Origin of the sequence: Hymenobacter profundi (assembly GCF_019334315.1) — a bacterium.
In the GTDB taxonomy this organism is placed as follows: domain Bacteria; phylum Bacteroidota; class Bacteroidia; order Cytophagales; family Hymenobacteraceae; genus Hymenobacter; species Hymenobacter profundi.
This window is the reverse complement of the sequence record NZ_JAHWGL010000215.1, coordinates 1-729: the sequence shown is the minus strand read 5'-3', so window position 1 is coordinate 729 and position 729 is coordinate 1. Positions and strand designations below refer to the sequence as shown.

1 protein-coding gene is annotated in these 729 nt (G+C 55.4%); it reads right to left on the bottom strand.

Features of this window, described 5'->3' with window-relative positions; genetic code table 11:
- Nucleotides 1-67: 67 nt before the first annotated feature.
- Nucleotides 68-691, bottom strand: a complete 624-nt coding sequence (locus KYK14_RS21975) for an AlbA family DNA-binding domain-containing protein (protein ID WP_219161771.1) — start codon at nucleotides 689-691, stop codon at nucleotides 68-70.
- Between the last annotated feature and the right edge of the window lie 38 nt (nucleotides 692-729).

Sequence of the window (729 nt, the reverse complement as noted above, 5' to 3'; positions counted from 1 at the left end):
AAGGTCCTTCGCTACGCTCAGGATGACAGACGATTTTTTGCATTCACAACTTCACTATTTCGCTATTTTACAGTGTATAATACGGCTCCCGCTCCTTGTCGTGGTGGCGGATGTAGCCGTGGAGCGTGAGTTTGATGAGGGTGCGAAAGGCCCGTCGCTTCCCGATATTTAGCAGTTTCATATACTGCGGCAGCGTGATGCGCGTGTGCGTGCGTAGGTAATCCAGTACGGCCGACTCCTCTTTATTTAGTGGCATCCACTCCACGCCCGTGCTTGGCTCACTTCGTTCTAACACCTTCTCGGTGAGGTTGCTGGCTTGCACGCTTTCATCTCGCACACGCACATAGCTGCGCCAGTCGCCATCGGCTACTTGGGCGCGGTGCGGCTTGTGCGGACTTTCCGGAACCGTTACAACTAGCACAATTCGACCGTCTTCCTCTACCTCCCGAAAGCTTAAATTGGTGAGCGGCGGATCCACAAAGTGCTCGGCTGCTTGCCGCAACACGTAGATTTCCTCCTCCGCATCGCGCACGCCCACCACGCGCCCGTCGTCGTCGACGCCTACCAACACCTGCCCGCCGTGCGTGTTGGCCAACGACGCCAGCGTGCGGGAAATACGCGTGGGGTGGGTAGTCTTCTTCTTGAATTCCAACCGCTCGCCTTCGCCTTGCTTAATTAATTCTTGCAGCATTTTCTTACGCTATTTGCTAGTAGCTGATGGCTGCTAGC

Bases quoted from the DNA above. Each gene is read 5' to 3' on its own strand.
- KYK14_RS21975 (WP_219161771.1), bottom strand. From the start codon at position 691: ATGCTGCAAGAATTAATTAAGCAAGGCGAAGGCGAGCGGTTGGAATTC.